Here is a 9,843-nt window from a genome sequence, read left to right as displayed (position 1 = left end):
CTGCTGCGCCGCGACCGGCTCGACCGGCTGGGCGGGCGGCTGGCGCCGCATTCGGGTGCCCTGAAACGCGACTGGGTGGTCAAGATCGGCGAGGATTACCTTTCGGCTTCTGTCCTCGAAGGCATGATTTCCATTCCGATGGAGCTCGATCTGTCGATCGACGGCGGCAAAGCGCTGACGGTGATGTCAGACTGGCGGCCGGGCGACCTCATCTGGCGCGGCACGGTCGGCGACCGAAGAATCGCCGCGCAGATCAGGCCGGTACTGAACGGGTTTCGCATCGCCTGGAAAGGCATGTCGGTGACGGCACGAGCCATGCTGCCGCGTACCGCCGAGCTCGAAAGGCTGATGCCGGAAAAAGTGGCGCCGGACACCTCGAAGATGCTGCTCTGCCCGATGCCCGGCCTCGTCGTGTCGATCGCCGTTGCCGAGGGGCAGGAGGTCAAGGCCGGCGAGACGTTGGCGGTCGTCGAGGCGATGAAGATGGAAAACGTGTTGCGCGCCGAGCGCGATCTTATCGTGTCGAAACTTAAGGCTAAGCCGGGCGACAGTCTCGCGGTCGATGCGGTGATCATGGAATTCGCGTGAGGCTGAAAATAAAAACCCGCCTCGGCGGCGGGTCGTTGGCGCAACTCAGCACCATGCATATATTCCTAGCATAAATGCCGTCACAAAGCAATGATCGCGAACTTGCAAGGCTCGATTGGCAATTGCTGGACTCGCATCGTCCGGTGCCGGACAATGCAACTTCATCGACTGAGTCCTTTCAAGCGGCGCTAAAAAACTATGGCGAATGAGACACTTCCACGCGACCCTTTGCGGCGCGAGGCCTTTATGAAGGCGTCGCGGCCAGAAGTGCCGGCGCGGCCGTTCATCCATCTGCGCGTGCATTCGGCCTATTCGCTGCTTGAAGGCGCCTTGCAGCTCGGCACGGTTGTCGGCCATGCGGTCAAGGATGAGGCTCCGGCCATCGCCGTCACCGACACCAACAATCTGTTCGGAGCGCTCGAATTCGCGCAGAAAGCGGTGAAGGAGGGCATCCAGCCGATCATCGGCTGCCAGACCACTCTCGCCTTTTCCGGCGAAGCCAGCGACAGCCAGCGCGACCGCAGGCGGCAAGGTCCGGAGATGCGGCCGGTGGTTTTGATCGCGGCGACCGAGGCCGGCTACAGCAATCTGGTCAGGCTGGTCAGCCGGGTCTATCTTGAAACGCCGCCCGGCGAGGCCGTGCATCTGACGACAGAGATGCTGCAAGGCCATAGCGATGGCCTGATCTGCCTCAGCGGCGGGCCGCGCGGCCCGATCGGCAACGCCTTGAAAGAGGACCGCCGCGATCTCGCCGAGACACGGCTTTTGGCGCTCAAGGCCCTGTTCGGCGACCGGCTCTATGTCGAACTGGACCGGGTTTCCGGCTATGACCGGGCCATTGAGCAATCGTCCGTCGATCTCGCCTATATCAATGACCTGCCGCTGGTCGCCACCAACGAGGCGTTTTTCTCCTCGCGCGACGACTATGAGGCGCATGACGCGCTGATCGCCATCGCCGAAGGTTCAGTCGTCGCCGTCGACAATCGCCGCCGCCTGTCGCCCGACAATTTTCTGAGAAGCCAGGCTGACATGGCGAAGCTGTTTGCCGATCTGCCCGAAGCGATCGACAACACCGTCGAGATCGCGCTGCGCTGCTCTTATTATCCCAAGACCCGCAACCCGATCCTGCCGCGCTTTGCCGGCGGCGATGTCGCCGACGCCGATGCGGCGGTGAAGGCGGAGGCGCAGGAGCTTGCCAGACAGGCGCATGAAGGGCTGGAGGCGCGGATCGCCGCGCACGGCCTGGCGCCTGGCTACACGGTCGAACAATACCGCGAACGGCTGGAATTCGAGCTCGGCATCATCGAGAAGATGAAGTTTCCCGGCTACTTCCTGATCGTTGCCGACTTCATCAAATGGGCGAAGGCGCAAGGCATTCCGGTCGGGCCGGGCCGCGGTTCGGGCGCCGGCTCGCTGGTCGCATATTCGACGACCATCACCGACATCGATCCGCTGCGCTTCTCGCTGCTGTTCGAGCGCTTCCTCAATCCCGACCGCGTGTCGATGCCCGACTTCGACATCGACTTCTGCCAGGACCGGCGCGAGGAGGTCATCCGCTACGTCCAGCAGAAATACGGCCGCGACCAGGTCGGCCAGATCATCACCTTCGGCACGCTGCAGGCGCGCGCGGTGCTGCGCGATGTCGGCCGCGTCTTGCAGATGCCCTATGGCCAGGTCGACAAGCTCTCCAAGATGGTGCCGTCGAACCCGGCCAATCCGGTCAAGCTCGCCGACGCCATCGCCAACGAGCCGCGCTTTGCCGAAGAGGCCGAGCGGGAGCCGATCGTGCAGACGCTGCTCGATATGGCGCAGAAGCTGGAAGGGCTCTACCGTCACGCCTCGACGCACGCCGCCGGCATCGTCATCGGCGACCGGCCGCTGTGGGAGCTGGTGCCGATGTACCGCGACCCGCGCTCCGACATGCCGGTCACCCAGTTCAACATGAAGTATGTCGAGCAGGCCGGGCTGGTAAAGTTCGACTTCCTCGGCCTGAAGACGCTGACGGTGCTGGAGACCGCGGTCAAGCTGATCCGCCGCCGCGGCATCGAGATCGATCTCGCCCACATTCCGCTCGACGACCCTGATACCTACGCCATGCTGTCGCGCGGCGAAGTGGTCGGCGTGTTCCAGGTGGAAAGTGCCGGCATGCGCAAGGCGCTGATCGGCATGCGCCCCGACTGCATCGAGGACATCATCGCGCTGGTCGCGCTTTACCGGCCGGGACCGATGGAGAACATCCCGACCTACAACGCCAGAAAGCATGGCGAGGAGGAGATGGCGTCGATCCACCCGAAGATCGACCATCTGGTGAAGGAGACGCAAGGCGTCATCGTCTACCAGGAACAGGTGATGCAGATCGCGCAGGAACTTTCCGGCTATTCGCTGGGCGAAGCCGATTTGCTGCGCCGCGCCATGGGCAAGAAGATCCGCGCCGAGATGGACAAGCAGCGCGAGCGCTTCGTTTCCGGCGCGGTCGAGCGCGGCGTCGGCAAGCCGCAAGCCGACTTCATTTTCGACCTGCTGGCAAAGTTCGCCGACTACGGTTTCAACAAATCGCATGCCGCCGCCTATGCGGTCGTCTCCTACCAGACGGCCTATCTGAAGGCGCACTACCCGGTCGAGTTCCTGGCCGCGTCGATGACGCTCGACATGGGCAACACCGACAAGCTCGCCGATTTCCGCCAGGATGCGCTGCGCCTCGGCATAGATGTCGTGGCGCCTTCGGTGATATCAAGCTTCCGCGCCTTCGAAGTCGGCGAGAACCGGATCTTCTATTCGCTGGCCGCGCTCAAAGGCGTCGGCGACGCGGCGGTCGAGCATATCGTCGCGATGCGCGGCGAAAAACCGTTCAAGAACCTCGCCGATTTCTGCGAAAGGGTCGATCCGAAGATCGTCGGCAAGCGCGTCTTTGAAAGCCTGATCATGGCTGGCGCTCTCGACTGTTTCGGCCACGACCGCGCCGCGATGATGGCGGGCGTCGAGCGGATGATGGGGCTGGCGTCGCTGGCGCAGCAGAACGCAATGTCGGGCCAGCATGACATTTTCGGCGCCTCGCTCGGCGCGCAGTCGCAGGCGCTCAACCTGCCGGCGACCGATCCGTGGCTTGCCGCCGACCGCCTGCACCGTGAATTCCAGGTGGTCGGCTTCTACCTCTCTGCCCATCCGCTGGACGAATACAAGGCGGCGCTGCAGAAGATGCGGGTGCAGACCTGGGCTGAGTTCTCGGCCGCCGTCAAGCGCGGCGCTGCCGCCGGGCGGCTTGCCGGAACCGTCACCACCAAGCAGGAGCGCAAGACGCGCACCGGCAACAAGATGGGCGTCGTGCAGTTTTCCGACACGTCCGGCCAGTATGAAGCAGTGCTGTTTTCCGAAGGCCTGGCGCAATATCGCGACCTGCTCGAGCCCGGCCGTTCGGTGGTGATCACCGTTTCGGCCGAGGACAGGCCCGAAGGCGTCAATCTGCGCATCCAGACCGTGCAATCGCTGGAGGACGAGGCAAGCCGCATCCAGAAAGCCCTGCGCATCTTTGTCAGGAATGACCGACCGGCGTCGGCGATTCAATCGCAGCTTACCCAGCGCGGCGACAGTCAGGTGAGCATTATCGTTATCAAGGATGAGGCGCAGGGCGAGGTCGAGATCGAACTGCCCAACCGTTACCGCGTCTCGCCACAGATCGCGTCGGCCATGCGGGCGGTGCCGGGCGTGGTGGAAGTGGAACTGGTGTGAGCTAGAGCGCTTTGCGTTTTGGCGGAACCAAACGGCGCTCTAACTCTTTGTTTTAACGCATTTTGTCGGACGCCAAACGAAGCCGTTTGACTGCAAAATGCTCTAGCGGGATTAGCACGGTTCCGTTTGTTTCGACGGTGTTCCGCCACTCAGCGCCGGCATTGTCCGGTTACAGTGCCGCTGGTATTGTGAGCTTGGCGGCCTGGGTCTTTCGGCGGCCGGGGGAGCGCGTCATGGACGAGCGGGAAGCCGCTGCCGAACTCCAGAAGATGGTCAATGGGTTCCAGGTATCTCAGGCGATATGCGTCGCCGCCACGCTGGGCATCGCAGACCATCTCAAGGACGGAAAACGCACCAGCGGCGACCTTGCCGCGTTGACCAATACTCATCCCCAGGCGCTTTACCGGCTGTTGCGCGCCCTTGCGTCGGTCGGCGTGTTCCATGAAGCGGAAGACCGGTTCTTCTCACTGACCCCGGTTGGCGGCGCGTTGCGATCCGATGTTCAGCATTCGGTCGCACCGTGGGCTATCCTGGCCGGGCGGCCGTATTTCCGTCAGGCATGGAGCGATCTGCTGCACAGTGTCAGCACCGGCGAAAACGCCTTTCGCCATGCTTATGGCAAGGGCGTTTGGGAATACCGGGCGGAGCATCCGGAAGAGTCTGTCACCTTCGACCGGGCGATGACGGCCATGTCGCGTGGCGTCGCCGCTGCGGTGATCGCGGCCTATGACTTCCGGCCGTTCTCTGTCGTCATGGATGTCGCGGGCGGGCAGGGCGCTCTGCTTGCCGAAATCCTCTGCCGCAATCCCGGCCAGCGCGGCATTCTTTTCGATCAGCCGCAGGTCGTGGCGAAGGCCGGCCCGGTCTTTGACGCCGCGGGTGTGGCCGACCGCTGCGATATCGTCGCCGGCGATTTCTTCGTCTCGGTGCCCGAGGGCGCCGATGCGATTGTGCTTAAATGGATCCTGCATGACTGGGACGACGACACCAACATCCGGATCCTGAAAACCTGCCGCCGGGCGATGCGTCCAGAAGGCAAACTGCTGGTGCTCGAGAGCATTCTGGCGCCGCCCAACGAAGGCGCCAGCGCAAAATTCGGCGATCTGAACATGTTGGTCATGCCGGGCGGGCAGGAGCGCACGGCGGAAGAATTCAGGTTGTTGCTTGCGGCGTCGGATTTCCGGGTCGCGAATATTGTTGAAGCCGGGCCTCGCATCAGCATCATCGAGGCACAACCGGTCTGATCGCTTTCCGGGCCTGAAACTCTCCGGACGTTCTCAACCCACGGCGGCTTCTCCCTGCTCTGCCCACTGGACGGCTGTCTCAGCGAACGTTATCGCAGTTGTCATGAAGGCGACTGACAAGGACGGAGCGCAGGAGTTTTCAGCTTTGGCGCGGCTGCGCGATACGTTGCGCAAGCTTTATCACGGGCGCACGCCTGCCGCTTTCCGGTTTCAACTGGCGGCGATCATCATCGACCTTGCCATCATCGCCTTCTTCATCGCCACACCGGTGATCCAGGAGTCGTCCTCGTTCCTCTGGCTTGACTATTCGGTGGCAGCACTTGTCGCCGCCGATATGATTGCACGACTGCTTGCCTCAAACGACATGCTGCGCCTGATGAAACAGCCGACGTCGTGGGTCGACGCCTTCATCCTGCTGACGCTGCTGATGCCTTCGGCGCTGGCCAATCTGGGTTTTCTGCGCATATTGCGGCTGTGGTCGCTGTCGCGCAGCGGCTCCCTGTGGCGGCATTTCGAGATGCGCGGTCTCAAAAAATGGCGCGAGGCGAGCCACGCAGTCATCAATCTCTTGACATTCCTGTTTGTCATCACCGGCTTCGTCTACACCTTTTTCTTCCGCACCGGGGCCGGGCTCGAAGGCTATGTCGACGCGCTGTATTTCACCGTCGCCACGGTGACCACGACCGGTTTCGGCGACATCGTCCTGCCGGGAATAGCCGGCAAGCTCACTGCTATCGCCACCATGATCATAGGCATATCGCTGTTCGTCAGGCTTGCGCAGGCTCTCTTCCGCCCCGCCAAGGTCTTCTTCCCGTGCCCGCAGTGCGGCCTTCAGCGGCACGAGCCCGACGCCGTCCACTGCAAGGCCTGCGGGCATCTCCTCAAGATACCCGACGAAGGCGACTGAAATGCGAGGCTAGAGCGCGGTTTTGGTGGGACCAAACCGCGCCCTAACTCTTTGCTTTAACGCATTTGTCGGACGTCAAACGAAGACGTTTGGCTGCAAAATGCTAAGACGCTGCCACTTCCGCAGGCTTGGTCGCTTTTTTCTGCAGATTGAGCAGATTGCCCAGCAGGATCAGCAAGGCGCCGCCGGCGGTGAAAGCGTCGATCTGCTCCTGGTAGAGCAGCCAGCCGATCAGCGCCGACAGCGGCACGCGCAAAAAGTCCATCGGCGAGATGACCGTGGCGTCGGCATAGCCAAGCGCCCGGGCCATGCAGAAATGCGACGACATGCCGGTGAAGGCGATCAGCAGGATCCACGGCCACAGTTCGAGCGGCGGGCTGCGCCATTCGTAGAGCGCCGGGGCAAAGCCGAGCACCGACTGGATGAGCAGCATCCAGAAGATGATGCGCACGACGCTGTCCGTCCGTGTCAGCGACTTGACCAGAACCACGGATATGCCGAAGCAGACGGCGGCACCCAGAACGACGACATGTCCCGGATCGACGGAGCCCGCTCCCGGACGCACGATGATCATCACGCCGATCAGGCCAAGCATGATCGCGGCAACCTTGGGCCGGCTTAGCCTTTCACCGAGGAAGCCGACCGCCAGGATGGCCGTCCAGATCGGTGTCGTGAATTCGATGGAGATCAGCACGGCCAGCGGGATCAGCGTCAAGGCGTAAAGCCACGCCGCCTGGCCGATAAAATGGACGACGTTACGCGCGATATGGGCCAAGGGCCGTTTGGTGCGCATCGCCGGAAAACCGCCTGACATCATCACCAGCGGCAGGAGGATGAAAAAACCGATTACCGAGCGCAGCTCCAACACCTGGAAGACGTTGAGCTCGGCCATCGTGGCGCGGCCGGCAACCGACATCGCCAGAAACGATGCGATCGACAGCGCCATCCAGAATGCGGCCTTGGGTATCGACGGTGGGGGTGCCATGTGCGCTATGTCGCAAGCCGGGACTTACACCGCAACCGCTAGTCGACGCATTCGGCTGGGCCAGAAGCGGCACGTTGCAAAACGGCCATGTTGAAGGCGGAACCTGCCGAAGTGGCAGGCGTTGATTCGTAGTGTTTACCTGCCTAGCAGGGAAGTGCCTTGCTTCCGATCTCAACGAGGAGAGATCCGATGAAATCATTCGCACGATTTGTACTCGCCGGCTGCCTGGCGGCTGCAGCTGGCGCAGCTCACGCCGACGAAGCCGATTTCCTCCGCTCGTTCCAGGGGAATTTCGCCGGCAAGGGCACCGTCAAGGTAACCACCGATGCGCCGACGGTTAACGTCTCCTGCCGATTCAATTCCGACGCGACATCGAGCTCATTGTCGCTTGACGGCACCTGCCGCGGTCTTGTCGTGGTAACGCGCGCCATCAGTGCCGATCTGAAGTCCAGCGGGACGAAGTATAGTGGCACCTATGTCGGGTCACGCACCGGGCCGGCGCAGCTCAGCGGCAGGCGCTCGGGCAATGCGATCAATCTCGGCATCCGTTGGGCGAAGGAGGTCAACGGTGATCGCACCGCGCAAATGACGGTCGAGAAGAACGGCGAGGACGGCATGCGGCTGACCGTTATCGACGTCGACCCGAAAACCGGCGAGCGCGTGATGACCAGCCGGATCGATTTGAGGCGCATCTGACGGTACGGTCTCAGTCCTCGATCGGCTCGGGCGGGTGGGCGCTGCGACCCTTGCCGAAGGTGTAGCCGGTCTCCACCGCCCTCAGGCCGAACTTGTCGCGCAGTGTGTCGATGGCGCCTTCGGCCATGGCGCGCTTGCGTGACTGGATATCGACGAGATCGGGCGGATCGGCCTTTTCGTCATTCGAGAGGTCGCTGACGCCGATGCCGAGCAGCCGGTATCTTGTGCCATCCGTTTCCTTGCGCAGCAGCTCGAGCCCGATCGAAAAAATGCGGTCGGCCAGCCGTGTCGGGTCGCCGAGCTGGCGGTTGCGCGTGCGGGTCTTGAAATCCTGGGTCTTCAGCTTGAGCACAACAGTGCGCCCGGCAATGCCGGATTTCTTTAAGCGCCCCGAGACCTTTTCCGACAGCGCCCTCAGCACCGAAACCAATTCATCCAGGGACGCGATGTCGGTGTCGAAGGTGGTCTCGGCCGACACGCTTTTCGCATCTTGGTCGGGATGGACGCGGCGGTCGTCCTCGCCGCGCGAAAGATGGTAGAGCCGGTCGCCCATCACGCCGTAGCGGCGCATCAGGTCGCCGCGCCCCATGCGCTGCAACTGGCCGATCATCCGGATGCCGTCTCGTTCAAGCGTGGCGGCGAAGGCTTTTCCCACGCCCCAGATCAGCGTCACCGGCTGTTCGGCCAGAAAGCCTGATGCCTCGGCCTCGCCGATCACCGAAAAACCGCGCGGCTTGCGAAAGTCCGACGCCACCTTGGCCAGGAACTTGCAGTAGGAAAGGCCTGATGAAACGGTGATGCCGATCTCTTTCTCCACACCGAGCGCGAAGCGTGCCAGCACCACCGCCGGCGGCAAGCCATGCAGGCGCTCGGTGCCGGCAAGGTCCAGAAACGCTTCGTCGATGGAAATCGGTTCGACCAGCGGCGTCAGCGCCTGCATCATGGCGCGCACCTCGCGGCCAACGCGTACATATTTTTCCATGTCCGGCGGGATGACGACCGCTTCCGGACAGGCTTCGAGCGCCTTGAACATCGGCATTGCCGAGCGCACCCCATGGATGCGGGCGATGTAGCAAGCGGTGGAAACGACGCCGCGCTTGCCGCCGCCGATGATCAACGGCCGGTCCTTCAGCGCCGGGTTATCACGCTTTTCGACCGCCGCGTAAAACGCGTCGCAATCGATATGGGCGAGATGCAGCCGGTAGAGCTCCGGATGGTGGGCAAGCCGTGGGCTGCCGCAGCGATCGCAGCGCCGTGCCTCGCTGCGCTGGAAGGTCAGGCAGTCGCGGCAAAAACCGTGATCGGGATTGTTGACAGGAGCCGCCATCGCTGCGAACATAAAGAGAACAAATGCAATGGTACGTCAGGACGGACGCCACGACAAGGCGGTGGGCCGGGAGAGAACTCATGAATACGACCATAGCGCCGTTGGTGCCCGAGCTTTGGGCGGATTTCGAAGATCTTTTCGGTAAGCAAGGCGCCTGCTACGGCTGCTGGTGCACACATTTCCGGTTGTCGCCGGCAGCGCGGCGCGCCAGCAACCGGGAGCGGAACAAGGATCACATCAAGGCGCGGATCGAGGCCGGGCCGCCACCGGGCCTGCTGGCATTCGAGGATGGCAAGGCGGTCGGCTGGATGCAGATCGGCCCGCGCGCCGACGTGCCCGAATGGAACAATAAGGGCAGGGGGTCGGCTCC

At 62.8% G+C, this 9,843-nt stretch carries 7 protein-coding genes and 1 pseudogene; 6 read left to right on the top strand and 2 right to left on the bottom strand.

Going from position 1 to position 9,843, the window contains the following annotated elements; all coding sequences use genetic code 11:
* The 4 genes from E5W87_RS15500 to E5W87_RS15485 all read left to right on the top strand — a co-directional run.
* A partial coding sequence (locus tag E5W87_RS15500) for a biotin/lipoyl-containing protein (protein WP_292398836.1) occupies positions 1-588 on the top strand: 588 nt, incomplete at its 5' end.
* Between the two features lie 246 nt (positions 589-834).
* Positions 835-4,314 carry a DNA polymerase III subunit alpha gene (gene dnaE, locus E5W87_RS15495; protein ID WP_292398833.1) on the top strand — a complete coding sequence of 1,160 codons (3,480 nt, stop codon included), beginning with the start codon at positions 835-837 and terminating at the stop codon, positions 4,312-4,314.
* A 233-nt stretch (positions 4,315-4,547) separates the two neighbouring features.
* Positions 4,548-5,558 carry a methyltransferase gene (locus tag E5W87_RS15490; RefSeq protein ID WP_292398830.1) on the top strand — a complete coding sequence of 337 codons (1,011 nt, stop codon included), beginning with the start codon at positions 4,548-4,550 and terminating at the stop codon, positions 5,556-5,558.
* 103 nt (positions 5,559-5,661) lie between these two features.
* Positions 5,662-6,465 (top strand): potassium channel family protein, encoded by an 804-nt coding sequence (locus E5W87_RS15485; protein WP_292398827.1) that lies wholly within the window; start codon positions 5,662-5,664, stop codon positions 6,463-6,465.
* A 103-nt stretch (positions 6,466-6,568) separates the two neighbouring features.
* Here the strand turns inward: E5W87_RS15485 and E5W87_RS15480 are convergent, their stop codons facing one another.
* Positions 6,569-7,450 (bottom strand): DMT family transporter, encoded by an 882-nt coding sequence (locus E5W87_RS15480; protein ID WP_292398824.1) that lies wholly within the window; start codon positions 7,448-7,450, stop codon positions 6,569-6,571.
* Between the two features lie 189 nt (positions 7,451-7,639).
* On the opposite strand from E5W87_RS15480, the gene E5W87_RS15475 reads away from it, so the two are divergent.
* On the top strand, positions 7,640-8,146 hold the full coding sequence (locus E5W87_RS15475) for a hypothetical protein (protein ID WP_292398821.1): 507 nt from the start codon (positions 7,640-7,642) through the stop codon (positions 8,144-8,146).
* 10 nt (positions 8,147-8,156) lie between these two features.
* Here E5W87_RS15475 and E5W87_RS15470 read toward each other — a convergent pair whose 3' ends face one another.
* Complete coding sequence (locus E5W87_RS15470; RefSeq protein WP_292398818.1) at positions 8,157-9,485, bottom strand: DNA polymerase IV; 1,329 nt, start codon at positions 9,483-9,485, stop codon at positions 8,157-8,159.
* Between the two features lie 68 nt (positions 9,486-9,553).
* Here E5W87_RS15470 and E5W87_RS15465 point away from each other — a divergent pair.
* Positions 9,554-9,843, top strand: a pseudogene (locus E5W87_RS15465) (GNAT family N-acetyltransferase); the annotation flags it as partial.

Source organism: Mesorhizobium sp., assembly GCF_004962925.1.
In the GTDB taxonomy this organism is placed as follows: Bacteria; Pseudomonadota; Alphaproteobacteria; order Rhizobiales; family Rhizobiaceae; genus Mesorhizobium.
This window is presented reverse-complemented; position numbering and strand designations above follow the sequence as displayed.

What these genes read in the sequence shown, in the direction of transcription:
- E5W87_RS15485 (WP_292398827.1), top strand. Translation starts at nt 5,662, where the DNA reads ATGAAGGCGACTGACAAGGACGGAGCGCAGGAGTTTTCAGCTTTGGCG.
- E5W87_RS15490 (WP_292398830.1), top strand. Translation starts at nt 4,548, where the DNA reads ATGGACGAGCGGGAAGCCGCTGCCGAACTCCAGAAGATGGTCAATGGG.
- E5W87_RS15470 (WP_292398818.1), bottom strand. Translation starts at nt 9,485, where the DNA reads ATGTTCGCAGCGATGGCGGCTCCTGTCAACAATCCCGATCACGGTTTT.
- E5W87_RS15475 (WP_292398821.1), top strand. Translation starts at nt 7,640, where the DNA reads ATGAAATCATTCGCACGATTTGTACTCGCCGGCTGCCTGGCGGCTGCA.
- E5W87_RS15480 (WP_292398824.1), bottom strand. Translation starts at nt 7,450, where the DNA reads ATGGCACCCCCACCGTCGATACCCAAGGCCGCATTCTGGATGGCGCTG.
- dnaE (WP_292398833.1), top strand. Translation starts at nt 835, where the DNA reads ATGAAGGCGTCGCGGCCAGAAGTGCCGGCGCGGCCGTTCATCCATCTG.